The organism is Variovorax sp. P4_D9 (assembly GCF_056401695.1).
In genome coordinates, this window is sequence record NZ_JBFUIU010000107.1 from 1 (window position 1) to 17456 (window position 17456).

At 68.3% G+C, this 17456-nt stretch carries 20 protein-coding genes; 14 read left to right on the forward strand and 6 right to left on the reverse strand.

Annotation, left to right across the window (positions count from 1 at the left end; all coding sequences use genetic code 11):
• The 4 genes from thiL to apaG all read right to left on the reverse strand — a co-directional run.
• Positions 1 to 787, reverse strand: a 787-nt coding sequence (gene thiL / locus AC1DY5_RS14240) for a thiamine-phosphate kinase (protein WP_478112237.1), incomplete at its 3' end; no start/stop codon positions are given.
• Positions 788 to 794: 7 nt separating this feature from the next.
• The gene (locus tag AC1DY5_RS14245) at positions 795 to 1919 is read right to left on the reverse strand and encodes a YbdK family carboxylate-amine ligase (RefSeq protein WP_478112269.1); all 1125 of its coding nucleotides are present in this window, start codon (positions 1917 to 1919) and stop codon (positions 795 to 797) included.
• Positions 1920 to 1978: 59 nt separating this feature from the next.
• Positions 1979 to 3247: a cation:proton antiporter gene (locus tag AC1DY5_RS14250; RefSeq protein WP_478112239.1), complete on the reverse strand. Its 1269-nt coding sequence runs from the start codon at positions 3245 to 3247 to the stop codon at positions 1979 to 1981.
• Positions 3248 to 3325: 78 nt separating this feature from the next.
• On the reverse strand, positions 3326 to 3721 hold the full coding sequence (apaG, locus tag AC1DY5_RS14255; protein ID WP_478112240.1) for a Co2+/Mg2+ efflux protein ApaG: 396 nt from the start codon (positions 3719 to 3721) through the stop codon (positions 3326 to 3328).
• 69 nt (positions 3722 to 3790) lie between these two features.
• Here apaG and rpe point away from each other — a divergent pair, with 69 nt between their 5' ends.
• Positions 3791 to 4486 (forward strand): ribulose-phosphate 3-epimerase, encoded by a 696-nt coding sequence (gene rpe, locus AC1DY5_RS14260; RefSeq protein WP_478112242.1) that lies wholly within the window; start codon positions 3791 to 3793, stop codon positions 4484 to 4486.
• Here the strand turns inward: rpe and AC1DY5_RS14265 are convergent.
• Positions 4476 to 4736 carry a hypothetical protein gene (locus AC1DY5_RS14265; RefSeq protein ID WP_478112244.1) on the reverse strand — a complete coding sequence of 87 codons (261 nt, stop codon included), beginning with the start codon at positions 4734 to 4736 and terminating at the stop codon, positions 4476 to 4478. The genes rpe and AC1DY5_RS14265 overlap by 11 nt on opposite strands.
• 93 nt (positions 4737 to 4829) lie before the next feature.
• Here AC1DY5_RS14265 and AC1DY5_RS14270 point away from each other — a divergent pair, with 93 nt between their 5' ends.
• The gene (locus tag AC1DY5_RS14270) at positions 4830 to 5801 is read left to right on the forward strand and encodes a succinylglutamate desuccinylase/aspartoacylase family protein (protein WP_478112246.1); all 972 of its coding nucleotides are present in this window, start codon (positions 4830 to 4832) and stop codon (positions 5799 to 5801) included.
• Here AC1DY5_RS14270 and AC1DY5_RS14275 read toward each other — a convergent pair whose 3' ends face one another.
• Positions 5802 to 6404 (reverse strand): phenylacetic acid degradation protein PaaY, encoded by a 603-nt coding sequence (locus AC1DY5_RS14275; RefSeq protein ID WP_478112247.1) that lies wholly within the window; start codon positions 6402 to 6404, stop codon positions 5802 to 5804. It lies immediately after the preceding gene.
• 173 nt (positions 6405 to 6577) lie between these two features.
• On the opposite strand from AC1DY5_RS14275, the gene AC1DY5_RS14280 reads away from it, so the two are divergent.
• The 12 genes from AC1DY5_RS14280 to AC1DY5_RS14335 form a co-directional block, all read left to right on the forward strand.
• Complete coding sequence (locus AC1DY5_RS14280; protein ID WP_478112248.1) at positions 6578 to 7378, forward strand: enoyl-CoA hydratase-related protein; 801 nt, start codon at positions 6578 to 6580, stop codon at positions 7376 to 7378.
• An 11-nt stretch (positions 7379 to 7389) separates the two neighbouring features.
• On the forward strand, positions 7390 to 7839 hold the full coding sequence (paaI, locus tag AC1DY5_RS14285) for a hydroxyphenylacetyl-CoA thioesterase PaaI (RefSeq protein WP_478112250.1): 450 nt from the start codon (positions 7390 to 7392) through the stop codon (positions 7837 to 7839).
• 19 nt (positions 7840 to 7858) lie between these two features.
• A complete protein-coding gene (gene paaK, locus AC1DY5_RS14290) occupies positions 7859 to 9178 on the forward strand; it encodes a phenylacetate--CoA ligase PaaK (RefSeq protein WP_478112252.1) in 1320 nt (439 codons plus the stop codon).
• A gap of 24 nt (positions 9179 to 9202) precedes the next feature.
• Entirely contained in the window at positions 9203 to 10216 is a 1014-nt protein-coding gene (gene paaA / locus AC1DY5_RS14295; protein WP_478112254.1) for a 1,2-phenylacetyl-CoA epoxidase subunit PaaA, read from the forward strand.
• A gap of 28 nt (positions 10217 to 10244) precedes the next feature.
• Positions 10245 to 10550: a 1,2-phenylacetyl-CoA epoxidase subunit PaaB gene (gene paaB / locus AC1DY5_RS14300; protein ID WP_478112256.1), complete on the forward strand. Its 306-nt coding sequence runs from the start codon at positions 10245 to 10247 to the stop codon at positions 10548 to 10550.
• A 10-nt stretch (positions 10551 to 10560) separates the two neighbouring features.
• Positions 10561 to 11334: a 1,2-phenylacetyl-CoA epoxidase subunit PaaC gene (gene paaC / locus AC1DY5_RS14305; protein ID WP_478112257.1), complete on the forward strand. Its 774-nt coding sequence runs from the start codon at positions 10561 to 10563 to the stop codon at positions 11332 to 11334.
• Positions 11331 to 11846 carry a 1,2-phenylacetyl-CoA epoxidase subunit PaaD gene (gene paaD / locus AC1DY5_RS14310; protein WP_478112259.1) on the forward strand — a complete coding sequence of 172 codons (516 nt, stop codon included), beginning with the start codon at positions 11331 to 11333 and terminating at the stop codon, positions 11844 to 11846. Before paaC ends, paaD begins: the two co-directional genes overlap by 4 nt.
• Before the next feature lie 14 nt (positions 11847 to 11860).
• Positions 11861 to 12946: a 1,2-phenylacetyl-CoA epoxidase subunit PaaE gene (gene paaE / locus AC1DY5_RS14315; protein WP_478112261.1), complete on the forward strand. Its 1086-nt coding sequence runs from the start codon at positions 11861 to 11863 to the stop codon at positions 12944 to 12946.
• Positions 12947 to 12966: 20 nt separating this feature from the next.
• Positions 12967 to 13590, forward strand: a complete 624-nt coding sequence (locus AC1DY5_RS14320; protein ID WP_478112262.1) for a TetR/AcrR family transcriptional regulator — start codon at positions 12967 to 12969, stop codon at positions 13588 to 13590.
• A 66-nt stretch (positions 13591 to 13656) separates the two neighbouring features.
• Positions 13657 to 14811, forward strand: coding sequence for an ABC transporter substrate-binding protein (locus AC1DY5_RS14325; protein WP_478112264.1), 1155 nt, complete (start codon positions 13657 to 13659; stop codon positions 14809 to 14811).
• A 91-nt stretch (positions 14812 to 14902) separates the two neighbouring features.
• The gene (locus tag AC1DY5_RS14330) at positions 14903 to 15931 is read left to right on the forward strand and encodes a branched-chain amino acid ABC transporter permease (protein WP_478112266.1); all 1029 of its coding nucleotides are present in this window, start codon (positions 14903 to 14905) and stop codon (positions 15929 to 15931) included.
• A partial coding sequence (locus AC1DY5_RS14335; protein WP_478112268.1) for an ABC transporter permease subunit occupies positions 15928 to 17456 on the forward strand: 1529 nt, incomplete at its 3' end. The genes AC1DY5_RS14330 and AC1DY5_RS14335, both read left to right, overlap by 4 nt.

Sequence of the window (17456 nt, forward strand, 5' to 3'; positions counted from 1 at the left end):
CGTCGCCGCCGGCCAGCGTGCAGGCGCGCCGCGTGGGGATATCCAGGCCGGCCGTGTCGCCGATCGCCAGCAGCGTCGCGGCCGCGTCGGTATCGAGCCGCGCGCCGACGCCGCTCGCGTGCAGCACATGGCCGAGGTCGCCAACGAGACCGTCGCTGAGGTCGACCGCCGACGTCGCGATGCCGCGCAGCGCCAGACCCAGCGCGACGCGCGGCGTCGGCTGCTCCATGCGACTACGCGCCAGAGCGAACGACTCGGCCGGCAGCGACAGCGTGCCGCGAAAGACTTCGAGCGCCAGCCGGGCATCGCCGAGCGTGCCGCTGACCCAGACATCGTCGCCGGCGCGCGCACCCGAGCGCAGCAGTGCCGCGCCGGCCGGCACTTCGCCGAAGACCGTGATGCAGAGATTGAGCGGGCCGCGCGTGGTGTCGCCGCCGACCAGCTCGCAGCCATGCGCATCGGCCAGCGCGAACAGGCCGCGCGAGAAACCGGCGAGCCAGGGCTCGTCGACCGCCGGCAGCGAGAGCGCCAGTGTGAAGGCCAGCGGCTTGGCGCCGCAGGCGGCCAGGTCGCTGAGATTGACCGCCAGCGCCTTGTGGCCGAGCCGCGCGGGGTCGACCGTCGACAGGAAGTGCCGTCCCTCGATCAGCATGTCGGAGGACACCGCGAGCTGCATGCCGGGCGCCGGTGCGAGCAGGGCGCAGTCGTCGCCGACGCCCAGCGGCGAGCGCTGCGCGGGGCGCGTGAAGTAGCGCGCGATGAGGTCGAATTCGCCGGTGCCGCTCATGATGTGCTCATACCACCGAGCTTCTGAAGCGCAGCGCGGCCTGGCGCACCACCTCGGCCAGCAGGCGCTCCTTGCCCTGCTTCTCGCGCAGCCAGCGGGCGTCGTTGCGGTTCGCCTCGACGCTGGTGCGCAGCTCGCCGAGCGCCTGCGTGGCGTTGAGCGCTTCGCTGTGCCATTCGAGCTGCGTCATGGTCATGAGGATATGGTCGCGCAGCGGCATGTGCTCGCCGCTGGCCGGGTCCACGTACAGCGCATCGAGCCCGAAGCGGCAGGCCTGGAAGCGGTTGTAGGTGTAGACCAGGTAGTCGTCCTCGGTCGGCGTGAAAGGCTGCTCCTGCAGGAACCAGGCCGCCAACGACTGCACGTAGCCGGCCAGCGCGGCGGCGCGCTCGACCGTCAGCGGCGTGTCGAAGACGCGGATCTCGATGGTGCCGAATTCGGGCTTGGGCCGGATGTCCCAGTAGAAATCCTTCATGCTGCGAACCACGCCGGTGCGGGTCATGCGCATGAAGTAATTCTCGAACTCCTTCCAGCTCAACGTGAACGGCGCGCGGCCCGAGAGCGGGAACGCGAACACCGAATTGAGCCGCGCCGAATCGAACTGCGTGTCCTGCCCCTGCACGAAGGGCGACGATGCCGACAGCGCGATGAAGTGCGGGATATAGCGCGACATGCGGTGGAGCATCAGCAGCGCCGCATCGGCGTCGGGGCAGCCGATGTGCACATGCTGGCCGAAGATCGTGAACTGCTTCGACAGGTAGCCGTAGAGCTCCGACAGTTCGCGAAAGCGCGGCTTGTCATAGATGCGCCGCTCGTGCCACTGCTGGAAGGCATGGGTGCCGCCGCCGACCACCGCGATGTTGAGCTTGTCGGCGTTCCTGACGAGCGCATCGCGGATCGGCGTCAGCTGGGTGATCACGTCGAGCGCCGAATGGCAGACGTCGGTCGAGATCTCGATCATGCTCGAGGTCATCTCCGGCACCACGCTGCCGGGCAGAGGGGTCTGCGCCATCAGGCGCAGCATGTCCTCGGCATAGGGCGCGAGGTCGTAGTCGTGGGTGTTGACCAGTTGCAGCTCGAGCTCGACGCCGAGCGACAACGCGACCGACTTGTTGAACGGCTCGAGCGGCACCACCCGACTGGCGGGCGTGTTGGCCGGGGCGCCGGTCCGCGGGTCGATCGTGCGGCTGGTCATCGCTGGGTGTCCTCCACGGTGCCGAAGGCCTCGGGCGTCCAGGGCATGGAACTCTCGCCGGCGGCGTGGATGGCGACGGTGGCGAGCACCGCGCCGAGCACTTCCATCAGCAGGATCGCAGGCAGTGCGATCTGCGTGATCATCGCGCCCAGCAGCGGCGAGGCAGTGACGAAGGCGGAGGTGATCAGCATCGCGATCGAGGACAGCGGCGACATCGCGCAGCCGACCCAGAAGGCCTGCTTCCAGCTGGCGCCGCTGCCGGGGTTGGCGATTGCGACGCCTGCGATCTTGGCGAGCGCGCGCACGCCGATCACGCTCAGCACCACGCTGGCCACCGGCAGGCTCCAGTCGGCCTGGGCGGCGACGATCGAGACCAGCACGAACATCAGCATCGTGAGCAGCGAGGCCGCGGTGCCGAGCTGGCGCGGCCAGGCCCAGGGCTTGGGGTTGAGCGCCTTTAGCAGAACGCCGCCGATCAGGGCCGCGAGCGGTGCCGAGCCGCCGAAGTGCGCGGCCAGCGCGGCCCCGGCGGCGATGATCGCCAGCAGCAGGATCGAGGTGTTCTCGCTGGTCGGGCTCATCACGCGCAACGCCGAGCGCAGCGACAGCGCCATCAGCGCGCCGACCACGAAGGACAGGCCTAGCACCACGCCGACCGGGTTGAGCTTCTCGAGCAGCCCGGTGGGCGCGTGCTCGATCAGGCCGGCCTGCGCGTAGCCGAGCGCCAGCGCATAGAAGGTGTTGAGGGTGGCGAGCGTCATCGCGCGCTCGGTCACCGGGCCCGAGGCGCGGGTGTCCATCACGACCCGGCTCAGCACCGCCGGCGAGGCCACGATCGCCATCAGCGCGATCGGGTTCGCGACCGGGTCCGGGATGCCGAGCCAGTGCAGGGTCCAGAAGACGCCGAAGTAGGTGAGCGTCGATTCGAGCAGGCTTTGCACCAGCACCATCGGGTTGTGCCGGAACCAGCGCAGCGGCAGCCGGCCGCCGGCCTCGAACAGCACGATCGCGACGCCGAGCTCGAGCAGGAACAGGCTGATGCCCTGCAGCGGCCAGATCGCGCCCTCGAAGCCGGCGAAGCCGACCACGGTGCCGACGATCGAATAGCCGACCACCTTGGGCAGGCCCATGTAGCGCTGCACCAGGTGGCCTGAGGCTGCCGCGGCGGCCAGCAGCAGCGACCACAGCACGGTCGGCAGGCCGGCCGAGGGCCGCACCCATTCCGACCAGAAGCCCAGCAGATCATTGGGAAGAAATGACGTCATCGATACGTTGGGGAACATCGACCCCGCGGAACATCCAGAGCGCGCAAGGCGTTCATGGCTCGAAGAAAGAAAGCGTGCTCAGTGCAGCACGCGCGAAGAGGGCATGTCGCCCGCGTCGGCTTCCAGCACCAGCGTGGGGATCGGAACGTCGAAGCGTTCGCCGCGCTCGGTGACGAAGAAGAAGCTGCCGTGCATGGTACCGCTGGGCGCCTGCAAACGGCAGCCGCTCGTGTACCGGAAGGATTCCCCTGGCGCCAGCAGGGGCTGCTGGCCGATCACGCCGAGTCCGTCGACCTCCTGCGTGTGGCCAGAGGCGTCGGCGAAGACCCAGTGGCGTGCGACCAACTGCGCCGCCACCTTGCCATGGTTGGTCACCGTCACGGAATAGGCGAAGGTATGCACCCGGTCCTCGGCCGAGGACTGGTCTGGCAGGTAGCGCGGCTCCACGAGGACGCTGATCGGGGGGCTGGACATCAGGACGATGGTAACGGAAGGGCCCCGGCAGGCTGCAAGCCGCCGGCCCTGCTGCGACAATCCGGGCCCATGAGCAGCCCCTTCCGAATCGCCCCCTCCATCCTTTCGGCCGATTTCGCACGCCTCGGCGACGAAGTGCGCGACGTCATCGCCGCCGGTGCCGACTGGATCCATTTCGACGTGATGGACAACCATTACGTGCCGAACCTGACCTTCGGGCCGATGGTCTGCCAGGCCCTCAAGCCGCATGCCCACACGGCCGACGGCCAGCCGGTGCCGATCGACGTCCACCTGATGATCCAGCCGGTGGATGCGCTGGCGGCCGCCTTCGCGCAGGCCGGTGCCGACTACATTAGCTTCCATCCCGACGCATCGCCGCACACGCACCGCAGCATCCAGGCGATCAAGGCGGCCGGCTGCAAGGCCGGGCTGGTGTTCAACCCGGGCTTGGGCCTGGAGGCGCTCGACTGGGCGATCGACGACATCGACCTGATCCTGATCATGAGCGTGAACCCGGGCTTCGGCGGCCAGAGCTTCATCGATTCAGCCCTGCGCAAGATCGAACTCGCGCGCCAGCGCATCGACCAGACCGGCCGCGACATCCGGCTCGAAGTCGACGGCGGCATCAAGGCCGACAACATCGCGCGCGTAGCCAGCGCCGGCGCCGACACCTTCGTGGCGGGCAGCGCGATCTTCAACGCCAAGGACTATGGGAGCGTGGTGAGGGCGATGCGCGAGCAACTGGCCACCACCGTCAAGGCTTGAGCTTGTCGTTGTAGACCCGGTCGGTCACCGGCCCCTTGTCGGTGTCGACCAGGCCGCGCTCGATGTCTTCGTGCGCCTGGCGGCCGACGCGCGGCGCGCCGCCATCCTGGTTCTGCTGGCTGTCGGACGATTGGTCGTGCTCGTGAGGCAGGCGCGGGGCCGATTCACCGCCCTGCTCGACCTTGGTGTTGCCTCCTCCTGCATCCTTCAGACCGTCGGTCTTGGCGGGATCCTTCCTCTGCGTTGCCATGGCTTGCTCCTTTGTCAGGTCCATGCTTGTCGCACCGCAGCGCCGCGACCGCGGTAGGACCGGCCTTCGCTGCGCTGTAGGATGGTCGGCGAAATGACAGAGCCGCCCGATTTCCTCCGCATCCACGCCTACCAGAGCCTGCAGTTCGGGCCCCGGCTGATCGTGCTGGGCGGCGTGCACGGCGACGAGACCTGCGGCAGCGCCGGCATCGAGCGCATCGTGGCGGCGCTCGATGCCGGTTCGCTTCAGCTGTTGCGCGGCCAGCTCAGCCTGGTGCCGGTGGCCAATCCGCTGGCGCGGCGGCGGCTGCGTCGCGAAGGCGAGCGCAACCTCAATCGCCTGTTCCGGCCGACCGCGCCGGGCGACGCGCCGGGCGACTACGAGGCCCGGATCACCGATCTGCTGTGTCCGCTGCTGGACCGCCACGAGGTGCTGCTCGACCTGCATTCGTTCCAGAGCGAGGGCGAGGCCTTCGCGATGATCGGGCCGCGCGACAACCAGGGCACGCTCGAACCCTTCGCGCGCGCCTTCGAGGAAGGCCAGCTGGCCTTGCACCTGGGCACGCCGCGCGTGGTCGAGGGCTGGCTCGACATCTATGCCTCCGGCCTGGCGCAGCGCGGACAGGCCGCCGACGAGGCGGCGCTGGCCTTCGGCTGGGGCACCAACGAATACATGCGCAGCCGCGGCGGCTACGGCGTGACGCTCGAATGCGGGCAGCACGAAGACCCGTCGGCGCCGGAGGTCGCGTACCGGGCCATCCTGTCGACCTTGCGGCTGCTGGGGATGATCGAGCCCGACCCGGCCGTGTCGCCGCCGCTGGCGCCCTCGCTGCTGCGGCTGGTCAGCGTCACCGACCGTCTGCACCAGGAGGACCAGTTCGTGCGCGAGTGGGCCACCTTCGATGCGGTGGCGCGTGGCGAAGCGATCGGCGTACGCGAGGACGGCAGCGTGCTGCATGCCGACCGCGACGGCTTCATCGTGTTCCCGAACGCCGAGGCGCTGCCGGGCACCGAATGGTTCTATTTCGCGGTGGAGAGCGACCGCGACCTGACGCGCCGGGCCTGATCAACCCCGCTTGGTCGCGATCAACGGCTTCACGTCCGGCGCCTTGACGCGCGGCCGGTCGGCCTCGACCGCCGTCAGCGCCTCGACTTCCTTCATGCTCGCCAGGCTGCGCCGCGTGAGGTCCTGATACGTGCGCGTGCCTTCCAGCTTCCAGGCCACTTCTTGGTCGCTCAGTTCGCGCATCACCTTCGCGGGCATGCCGGCAGCGAGCGATCGCGCGGGGATCTTCTTGCCGGCGGGCACGAACGCGCAGGCCGCGAGGATCGCCGCCTCGCCGATCTCGGCCTCATCCATGACGACCGCGTTCATGCCGACCAGCGCGTTGCGCCGCACGATGCAGCTGTGCAGCACCGCGCCATGGCCGATGTGGCCGTTCTCCTCGACCACCGTGTCCTGGGCGGGAAAGCCGTGCACGACACAGGTGTCCTGCACATTGGAGCCGCGCTCCAGCACGATGCGGCCGAAGTCGCCGCGCAGCACGGCGCAGGGCCCGACATAGCAGTCCGGACCGACGATCACGTCGCCGATCAGCACCGCGGTCGGATGCACATAGGCGCTCGGATCGACGACCGGCACCACCCCTTCGATGGAATAACAAGGCACGGCAATCTCCGTTGTTTCTGAATGGGAAGCAGGAATAAGGGTAATCCCTTGGCAAGTTTGACTTGCGTCAAGCTTTTCTCGATCCTATGATTAACCGACCGGTCGGTCAATGATACTTTTGACACCGGTCAAGACCCCCGCCCCACGCCAATACTCAAGACTGGAGACACAGCTTGTCCGAATCACTCGTGCTTGCCGCGCAGCAGGGCCCCGTCCTGACGCTGACGTTGAATCGGCCCGCCGCACTCAACAGCTTCACCGAAGCCATGCACCAGGCGCTGCGCCAGGGGCTGGACGCCGCCGCTGCGAATGCCGAGGTGCGCTGCGTGGTGCTCACGGGGGCGGGCCGCGGCTTCTGCGCCGGCCAGGACCTGGCCGACCCGATGGTCGCGCCCTCGGCGCCCGGCGAGCCGCCCAAGGACCTGGGCCGCACCATCGAAGTGCTCTACAAGCCCCTGGTGCAGCGCCTGCGCTCGATGCCGGTTCCGGTGATCGCCGCGGTCAACGGCGTGGCGGCCGGCGCCGGCGCCAACCTGGCCCTGAATTGCGACTTCGTGCTGGCCGGCGAATCGGCCAGCTTCATCCAGGCCTTCGCCAAGATCGGTCTCGTGCCCGATACCGGCGGCACCTGGCTGCTGCCGCGCATCGTCGGCCGCGCCCGCGCGCTGGGCTTGGCCATGCTGGGCGACAAGCTGTCCGCCGCCGAAGCCGAGCGCATCGGCCTGATCTGGAAGTGCGTAGCCGACGCGGCACTTTCCGAGGAGACCGCCAAGCTCGCGCAGCGCGTGGCCGCAATGCCCGTGAAGGCCCTGGCGGCGACCCGCGCCGCGATCGACGGCGCCCAGCACCTGACCCTCGACCAGGCGCTCGACGCCGAAGCCGCGGTGCAGGCGCAACTGGGCAGCGCCCATGACTACCTCGAGGGCGTGGCCGCCTTCGGCGCCAAGCGCGCGCCCGTCTTCACCGATCGCTAAACAGGGACCCCATGTCGAACCCCACCATCGAAGCGACCCCGCAGCAGACCGCCGAGCTCGTGCGCGAGCGCATGTACGCCAACGACGCCGCCGTGCGCGGCCTGGGCATGGACGTCACCGAGGTGGCGCCGGGCCAGGCCACGGTCACGATGACCGTGCGCGCCGACATGCTCAACGGCCACGCCATCTGCCATGGCGGCTTTCTCGCCACCTTGTGCGACACCGCCTTCGCCTACGCCTGCAATTCGTACAACGAGCTCACCGTGGCCTCGGGCTTCGCGATCGAACTGGTGGCGCCGGCGCGCGAGGGCGACCTCCTCACGGCCCGCAGCGTCGAGCTGTCGAAGGCCGGACGCACTGGCGTCTACGACAGCGAGATCACCAACCAGCGTGGCGAGCGCATCGCGATGTTCCGCGGCCGCTCCTACACCATCAAGGGCAAGCCGGCAGTTGCTGACTGAGCCCGCACAGGAGACACCTATGCCCGTGAAGCAACCCATGCCCGGCGACCTGGACGCCATCGAGACCGCCAGCCGCGACCAGATCGAGGCCCTGCAACTGCAGCGCCTGCGCTGGACCCTGCAGCATGCCTACGACAACGTGCCCCACTACCGCCAGGCCTTCGATGCCAAGGGAGTGCACCCGTCTGACCTGAAGCAGTTGAGCGACCTGTCGAAGTTCCCGTTCACGGCCAAGAAGGACCTGCGCGACAACTACCCGTTCGGCATGTTCGCGGTGCCGCGCCAGCAGGTCGCGCGCATCCATGCGTCCTCGGGCACCACCGGCAAGCCGACCGTGGTGGGCTACACGCTGCAGGACATCAACCACTGGGCCGACCTGGTGGCGCGCTCGATCCGCGCCGCCGGCGGCCGCCGTGGCGACATCGTGCACGTGGCCTACGGCTACGGCCTCTTCACCGGCGGCCTCGGTGCCCACTACGGCGCCGAGCGCGCCGGCTGCACCGTGATCCCGATGTCGGGCGGCCAGACCGAGAAGCAGGTGCAGCTGATCCGCGACTTCCGGCCCGACCTGATCATGGTCACGCCGAGCTATATGCAGGTGATCATCGAGGAGTTCGTGCGCCAGGGGCAGGACCCGCGCGAGTGCTCGCTCAAGGTCGGGATCTTCGGCGCCGAGCCCTGGACCGAGGCCATGCGGCGCGAGATCGAGGGCAAGGCCGGCATCGACGCGGTCGACATCTACGGGCTGTCGGAAGTGATGGGTCCGGGCGTGGCCAGCGAATGCATCGAAACCAAGGATGGCCCGGTGATCTGGGAAGACCACTTCTATCCCGAGATCGTCGACCCCGAGACCGGCGAGGTGCTGCCAGACGGCGAGGAGGGCGAGCTGGTCTTCACTTCGCTCACCAAGGAAGCGCTGCCGATCATCCGCTACCGAACGCGCGACCTCACGCGCCTGCTGCCGCCCACGGCGCGCTCGTTCCGCCGCATGGGCAAGATCGTCGGCCGCTCCGACGACATGCTGATCATCCGCGGCGTCAACGTCTTCCCGACACAGATCGAGGAGATCGTGCTGCAGCACGCCAAGCTGTCGGGCCAGTACCGCATCAACGTCAGCCGCGACGGCCTGCTCGACACCGTGCAGGTGCAGTGCGAACTGCAGCCGCAGGCGGTGTCGGCCACCGACGACGCCGAGCGGCGCGAGATCACGCAGTGGCTGCAGCAGCGCATCAAGACCCTGGTCGGCATCTCCACCCAGGTGGAGGTGCTGGCGCCCGATTCGATCGAACGCACGCTCACCGGCAAGGCGCGGCGCGTGGTCGATTCCCGCCCCAGATAAGCACCGGCCGAAAGGACACACACCATGTACACGCAAGCGATGGACACGATGGGCAAGGAGCCCGGCGACGGCAAGAAGGCGGTGCGCTCGGCCGAGGAGATGCAGCTCGAGCAGCGCTTCGACGCCCGCATCGACGAAGGCGGCTTCATCGAGGCCAAGGACTGGATGCCCGAGCACTACCGCAAGACCCTGGTGCGGCAGATCAGCCAGCACGCGCATTCCGAGATCGTCGGCATGCTGCCCGAGGGCAACTGGATCACGCGCGCGCCCACGCTCAAGCGCAAGGCGATCCTGCTGGCCAAGGTGCAGGACGAGGCCGGCCATGGGCTCTATCTCTATTCGGCCGCCGAGACGCTCGGCACCTCGCGCGACCAGATGGTCGATGCCCTGCACACGGGCCGCGCCAAGTACAGCTCGATCTTCAACTACCCGACGCTGAGCTGGGCCGACATGGGCACCATCGGCTGGCTGGTCGACGGCGCGGCGATCATGAACCAGGTGCCGATTTGCCGCTGCTCGTATGCGCCATATGCGCGCGCCATGATCCGCATCTGCCGCGAGGAGAGCTTCCATCAGCGCCAGGGCTTCGAGGCCCTGCTGACGATGATGCAGCAGGGCACCGAGGCGCAGAAGGCGATGGTGCAGGACGCGGTCAACCGCTGGTGGTGGCCCTCGATCATGATGTTCGGGCCGCCGGACGACCAGTCGCCTAACTCGGCGCAGTCGATGCGCTGGGGCATCAAGCGCTTCAGCAACGACGACCTGCGCGCCAAGTTCATCGATGCCGCGGTCGAGCAGGCCAAGGTGCTCGGCGTCACGCTGCCCGACCCCGACCTGAAGTGGAACGAGGAGCGCCAGCACCACGACCACGGACCGATCGACTGGAGCGAATTCTGGCGCGTGATCGGCGGCGACGGCCCCTGCAACCGCGAGCGCCTGGGCGCCCGCGTGAATGCCTGGGAAGACGGCGCCTGGGTGCGCGAAGCCGCGCTCGCCCATGCCGCCAAGCACGCCGAACCGACCACGCTGGCCGCCTGAGGCCGGCATCACCCGAAGGAACAAAGAGATGACGAACCCCACGCCCGCCTCCGCCACCGAATGGCCCCTCTGGGAGGTCTTCGTGCGCAGCCGCTCGGGCCTCGACCACAAGCACTGCGGCAGCCTGCACGCCGCCGACCCGAAGATGGCGATCCAGATGGCGCGCGACGTCTACACGCGGCGCCAGGAGGGCACCAGCGTGTGGGTGGTGCGCTCCGACCAGATCGTCGCCAGCGATCCGGCCGACAAGGACATGTACTTCGATCCGGCGGAAGACAAGATCTACCGCCACCCGACCTTCTACAAGCTGCCCGGTTCCGTGGACCACATGTGAGCACTTGACCATGCAAGCTTCCATCGCCATCGACAACACGCCCGCCGTGCAGTACCTGCTGCGCCTCGGCGACACCTGCCTGATCCTCGGACAGCGCATCGCCGAGTGGTCGGGCCACGCGCCGATCCTCGAGGAAGACATCGCCATGTCGAACATGGCGCTCGACCTGATCGGCCAGGCCCGCGCCGTGCTGACGCACGCGGGCCGCATCGAGGGACTCGGCCACGACGAGGACCAGTTGGCCTTCCTGCGCGACGAGAAGGACTACCGCAACCTGACGCTGGTCGAGCTGCCGCGCGGCGACTTCGCCTTCACGGTGCTGCGCAACGCGATGGTCGCGACGCTCATGAAGCTGCTGTGGGAGCGCCTGCGCGCCTCCAGCGACGCCGAACTCGCGGGCATCGCCGGCAAGGCGGTCAAGGAAGCGCGCTATCACCAGCAGCATGCGGCCGACTGGGTGGTGCGACTGGGCGACGGCACCGAGGAGTCGCGCCGGCGCATCGAGCGTGCGCTCGGCGACCTGTGGCTCTACGTGCCCGAGATGTTCGAGTCCGATGCGGTCGACGAAGCAGCGGCGGCGACCGGACTGGGCCCGCGCTGGTCGGAGCTGCAGGCACCGTGGCGGGCCGAGATGCGCACGATCCTGGCCGAAGCGGCGCTGGCCGAGCCCAAGGAATCGGCCTTCCGCAGCACCGGCAAGCACGGCGTTCACAGCGAGCACATGGGTTACATCCTGGCCGAGATGCAGCACTTGCAGCGCAGCTTCCCCGGGGGCGTGTGGTGACTGCGCTCGCCGCCGAAGCGCGCTGCGCGCAGGCCTGGGACGTGCTCGGCACCGTGCTCGACCCCGAGGTGCCGGCGCTGTCGGTGCGCGACCTGGGCATCGTGCGCGACGTGATCGAACACGGCGAGGCACTGGAGATCGTGCTGACGCCCACCTACTCGGGTTGCCCGGCAACCGAGGTAATCGAGCACGACGTGCTGGCGGCGATCGACAAGGCCGGCCTCGGCCCGGCCCATGTCACGCTGCAGCGCGCCCCGGCCTGGACCACCGACTGGATCAGCGCCGATGGCCGCCGGAAGCTTTCCGAGTACGGCATCGCGCCGCCCGGACCGGCGTCGCCCGACGGCACCGTGCCGATCCGCTTCTTCGGCCGCCGGGTCGATGCGGTCGCCTGCCCGCGCTGCGGCAGCAGCAACACCGAGCGGCTGTCGGCCTTCGGTTCCACCGCCTGCAAGGCGATGTACCGCTGCGTCTCCTGCCGCGAACCCTTCGAGCACTTCAAGCCGATCTGAACAGAGACATCCCCATGAGCGTCATCTTCCACCCGCTTCGCGTGCGCGCCGTAGAGCCCGACACTGACGAAGCCGTCATCGTCTCCTTCGATGTGCCGAGCGACCTGCGCGAAGCCTTCGGCTTCACCCAGGGCCAGTACCTCACGCTGCGCAAGGACATCGACGGCCAGGACCTGCGCCGTTCCTACTCGATCTGCGCCGGCATCGACGACGGCGAGTTGCGCGTCGGCGTGCGCAAGGTCAAGGGCGGCACCTTCTCGAACTGGATCAACGAGAAACTGCAGCCTGGAGACACCATCAACGTGATGGCGCCGCAGGGCCGCTTCTTCGTGCCGATCGAGCCGCAATCGAAGCGCCAGCACGTGGGCATCGTCGGCGGCAGTGGCATCACGCCGATCCTGTCGATCATGAAGACGGTGCTGGCGCGCGAGCCGCAGTCGCAATTCACGCTGATCTACGGCAACCGCAAGCTGCAGTCCACGATGTTCAAGGAAGAACTCGAGGACCTCAAGAACCGCTACATGACGCGGCTGGTGCTGCACCACGTGTTCTCGGGCGAGCCGACCGATGCGCCGCTCAACATGGGCCGCATGGACCAGGCCAAGATCGGCGAGTTCCTCGCGAGCGTGCTGCCGGCTGGCAGCATCGACCATGCCTACATCTGCGGTCCGTTCCAGATGAATGACGAGGCCGAGGCCGCGCTGCTGGCTGCCGGCGTGCCCGAGGAGCGGATCCACATCGAGCGCTTCGGCGTCGCCGCACCGGAGGGCGCGCCGGTCGGCGCCGTGATCCACGAGGCCAAGCCGGGCGATGCCGAACTGGCGAAGATCGTCATCGTGCGCGACGGCCTGCAGCGCGAGATCGAGTTCCGCAAGGACCAGCCGAGCATCCTCGACTGCGCCTCGGCGGCCGGCATGGAAGTGCCTTTCTCGTGCACCTCGGGGGTCTGCGGCACTTGCCGCGCCAAGCTGATGGAAGGCAAGGTCCGAATGGAGCGAAACTTCGCGCTCGACAAGAACGAGGTGGCCGCCGGTTTCGTGCTGACCTGCCAGGCGCATCCGCTGACCGAGCGGGTGGTGCTCTCGTTCGACGAACGCTGAATCCACTCGACAAGGAAGCCATGGCCCGCGGACGCTCTGCCGGATACGACGATCAACGCGAAATGATCCTCGCGCATGCGGCGCTGCTGTTCGCCAACCGCGGCTATTCGGCCACCTCGATGAACCAAGTGGCCGAGGCCTGCGGCTTCTCGAAGGGCTTGCTTTACCACTACTACCGCGACAAGTACAGCCTGCTCGTGAGCATCGCCGAGAACCATGTCTCGCGCCTCGAAGACCTGGTGGCCGACGTCGAGCAGCAGGGCTTGGCGCCCGACGCCCGCCTGCGCGAGCTGATCCGCCGCTTCGTCGAGGAATACGCCGGTGCCAAGCATGCGCACCGCGTGCTCACCGAAGACGTCAAGTTCCTCCAGGAAGAAGACCGCCAGCGCGTGTTGGACACCCAGCGAACGGTGGTCGCCGGCTTCGCGCGCGTGGTCGCCGAACTGCGGCCCGACCTGCAGCAGGCCGCGCTGGACAAGCCGCTGACCATGCTGCTGTTCGGCATGATCAACTGGATGTTCATCTGGATGCGTCCGGATGGCGAGCTCGACTACGAATCGATGGCGCCGGTGGTGGCCGACCTGTTCCTCGGCGGCCTGCCGGCGGTGCATATGCCCTTGCGCGTGACTGCCGTCGATGCCTGAAGCCATCCACCACGCGGCCCGTTCACCCCTTATTCTCAACCCCTCGAAAAACCGGAGACAACCCGTATGAAGCTTCTGAAACCCCTCGCCTTCGCAGCCATGCTGCTGGCCTCGGCGCTGGCCCAGGCCGACATCAATGTCGGCGTCACCGTGTCGGCCACCGGCCCGGCCGCGTCGCTCGGCATTCCCGAGAAGAACACGATCGCGCTGATGCCCAAGACCATCGGCGGCCAGAAGATCAACTACATCTTGCTCGACGACGCCAGCGACACCACGGCGGCGGTCAACAACACGCGCAAGCTGATCTCCGAGAACAAGGTCGACGTGATCCTCGGCTCGACCACCACGCCGAACTCGCTGGCGATGATCGACGTCGCTGCCGAGAGCCAGACGCCGATGATCTCGATGGCCGCCTCGGCCCGCATCATCGAGCCGATGGACGCCAAGAAGCGCTGGGTCTTCAAGACGCCGCAGAACGACATCATGATGTCGCTCGCGATCGCCGAGCACATGGCCGCCAACGGCGTCAAGACGGTCGGCTTCGTCGGCTTCTCCGATGCCTACGGCGAAGGCTGGTTCCAGGAGTTCAGCAAGGCCGCCGATCTGAAGAAGATCAAGATCGTCGCCAACGAGCGCTATTCGCGCACCGACACCTCGGTCACCGGCCAGACCCTCAAGCTGATCTCGGCCAAGCCCGATGCGGTGCTGGTCGCCGGCTCCGGTACGCCGGCCGCGCTGCCGCAGAAGAGCCTCAAGGAGCGCGGCTACACGGGCAAGGTCTACCAGACCCACGGCGTCGCCAACGCCGATTTCCTGCGCGTCGGCGGCAAGGACGTCGAGGGCACCTTCCTGCCGGCCGGCCCGGTGCTTGTGGCGGAGCAGCTGCCGGCGGGCAATCCGGTGAAGAAGTCGGCGCTGGCCTATGTCACCGCCTACGAGGCCGCCAACGGCAAAGGCACGGTGTCGACCTTCGGCGCCCACGCCTGGGACACCGGCCTGCTGATGGCCGCCGCGGTTCCGGTCGCGCTCAAGAAGGCGAAGCCCGGCACGCCCGAGTTCCGCGCCGCGCTGCGCGATGCGCTCGAGCAGGTCCAGGAACTGCCCGGCGCGCATGGCGTCTTCAATATGACGGCCAACGACCACCTGGGTCTGGACCAGCGCGCGCGTGTCATGGTGAAAATTGAAAACGGCGCCTGGAAATACATCCCCCCAGCGAACTGAGCGCAGCCGCCGCTTGAAGGAGGCGTCGGGCGGCGCCTCCTGCTTTCCCTCCGATGAATAAAGGCCGACGCACGGCCGATCCGGAATCAATATGGACTTGCAGATTGCCCTCTTGCTGGGGCAGGACGGCATCGTCAATGGCGCGGTCTACGGACTGATGGCCTTGGCCCTGGTGCTGGTGTTTTCCGTCACGCGGGTGATCTTCATCCCGCAGGGCGAGCTGGTGGCCTTCGGTGCGCTGTCGATGGCGGCCCTGACCGCCGGACGCGTGCCGGCCACGCTGTGGCTGCTGGTCGCGCTGGCCGCGATGACGCTGGTGGTCGAGGCCTGGCGCTGGAAGCGCGGCGTCACGGTCGACTGGAAGTCGACGCTGGTGTGGACGCTGCTGTTCCCCGTGATCGCCGCCGGCCTGGTGCTGGGACTGCGCCCGAGCTCGCTGGCGCCGCAGGCACTGACCACGCTCTTCCTCATCACGCCGCTCGGCCCGCTGCTGTACCGGCTGGCCTACCGCCCGCTGGCCGACGCCACGGTGCTGATCCTGCTGATCGTCTCGGTCGCGCTGCATGGCGTGCTGGTCGGTCTCGGCCTCCTGTTCTTCGGCGCCGAGGGTTCGCGCACGCCGCCTTTCTCCGAAGCGCGCTTCGACCTCGGCAGCCTGCCGATCAGCGGCCAGTCGCTGGTGGTGGTGGGCGTCGCCTTCGTGCTGGTGCTGCTGATGTTCCTGTTCTTCGAGCGCTCGATCGTCGGCAAGGCGCTTCGCGCCACCGCGATGAACCGGGTCGGCGCGCGCCTGATGGGCATTCCGACCGACCTGTCGGGCGACCTGAGCTTTGCGCTCTCGGCGTTGATCGGCGCGGTCTCGGGCCTGCTGATCGCGCCGCTGACCACGGTCTACTACGACACCGGCTTCCTGATCGGCCTCAAGGGCTTCGTCGCCGCGATCGTCGGCGGCCTCGCGAGCTACCCGATCGCGCTGGTCGGCGCCCTGCTGGTCGGCCAACTCGAAGCCTTCTCGTCGTTCTGGGCCAGCGCCTTCAAGGAAGTGCTGGTGTTCACCTTGATCATTCCGGTGCTGTGGTGGCGATCGCTGCGCAGCCGCCATGTGGAGGATGAAGAATGACCCGGCGTCATCTCACCCTTCTTTGCGTCGCGGCGCTGGCCTTGGCCTGGCCCTGGCTGCCCGAATTCACCGTCACGGTGTTCAGCTACATCGCGCTCTATTCGCTGGTCGCGGCCGGGCTCGTGATGCTCACCGGCGTCGGCGGCATGACGTCTTTCGGCCAGGCTGCCTTCGTCGCTGTCGGCGCCTACGCCACCGCCTGGGTCTGCACGTCGCCGATGGCCGCCGCGGCGCTCGGCGGCGTGGTTCCGCCGGCACTGCTGCCCTGGGTCGGCCTGCTGTTCGGGATGGCGCTGACCTTCCTCGTTGCCTGGTTCCTCGGCGCGATCACGCTCAAGCTCTCGGGCCACTACCTGCCGCTGTGCACGATCGCCTGGGGCCTGAGCCTCTACTTCCTGTTCGGCAACCTCGAGTTCCTCGGCGGCCAGACCGGCATCACCGGCGTGCCGGCGCTCACCATCGGCGGCCTCTCGCTGGCGTCGCCGCGCGCCCTGGGACCGGTGATCTGGGCCGTGCTGCTGCTGGCGCTCTGGGCGCTGCACAACCTGCTCGACTCGCGCGAAGGGCGCGCCGTCCGCGCGCTCAAGTCGGGCCGCGTGATGGCCGAGTCGATGGGCGTCGACACGGCCCGCTACCGGGTCAAGGTGTTCGTCCTCGCGGCCTTGCTGGCGGCCCTGTCGGGCTGGCTCTACGCGCACATGCAGCGCTTCGTGAACCCGACGCCGTTCAACATCAACATCGGCATCGAGTACCTGTTCATGGCGGTGGTCGGCGGTTCCGGGCACCTGTGGGGCGCGGTGCTCGGCGCGACGCTGATCACGCTGGTCAAGGAGCAGTTGCAGGACATCCTGCCGAAGCTGCTGGGTGCCAGCGGCAACTTCGAGGTGATCGTCTTCGGCCTGCTGATGCTGTTCGTCTTGCAGCGATTCGCCGAAGGACTTTGGCCGACGCTGGCCCGCGTCAGCGGCCGCTTCCTGAAGCGGGAGCCGGTCAAGCCTGCGAAGGCGGTCGCGGCGCTGGACAGCCGCACGCTGCCGGCCGCCGGCGAGTTGCTGCTCGAGGCCGACCGCGTGACCAAGCGCTTCGGCGGCCTGGTCGCCAACAACGCGGTCGCGATGACGCTCAAGGCCGGCGAGGTGCATGCGCTGATCGGCCCGAACGGGGCCGGAAAGAGCACTTTCTTCAACATGATCTCGGGCGTCGACGATCCGACCGAAGGTGAAGTCCGCCTGCTCGGCGAGGCGATGACCGGCAAGCCTTCGCGCGACTTCGCTGCGCGCGGCCTGGGCCGCACCTTCCAGCACGTGCGGCTGCTCGGCAACCGCAGCGTGCTCGAGAACGTCGCGCTCGGCGCCCACCGGCGCGGGCACCGGGGCTGGATCGCCTCGATGCTGCGGCTCGACCGCGCCGAGGAGGCCGCGCTGCTGGCCGAAGCGCGCAGGCAGATCGAACGCTGTGGGCTCGGCGCCCATGCCGATGCGCCGGCCGCCTCGCTGGCACTGGGCCAGCAGCGGGTGGTCGAGAT